Annotated in this window: 1 protein-coding gene; it reads left to right on the top strand. The window is 41.8% G+C overall.

What is annotated here, in order from left to right; translation table 11 throughout:
* Positions 1-22: 22 nt before the first annotated feature.
* On the top strand, positions 23-292 hold a 270-nt coding region (locus NE591_RS15185), incomplete at its 3' end, for a hypothetical protein (RefSeq protein WP_256157094.1).

Genomic DNA, 292 nt, shown 5'->3' on the forward strand with positions numbered 1-292 from the left:
TGGGGCTTTCTTTTGAATTTCCATGATAAAAAAAGGAAACGAATATGCAAAGCGCTTATTGCTTCCACTGCTTACTTTGTTTGTGATCATCCTTATCAGCAAAGAACTGCTGCTGTTTCCGATTCTGCTTCATTTACTGGAAGTGCTTTATCCAATCGCTTTCGGTATCATATTAGCGCTGTTGTTTCAGCCGCTCGTATTGAAACTGAATCGGCGCATGCGTTATCGCCGTGCTGTTTACCTTGTATATGTCGGTGTCGCATTAGCACTGCTGCTGTTTTTGCTTTTTTTC

The organism is Adlercreutzia sp. DFI.6.23 (genome assembly GCF_024462535.1).
GTDB lineage: Bacteria > Actinomycetota > Coriobacteriia > Coriobacteriales > Eggerthellaceae > Adlercreutzia > Adlercreutzia rubneri.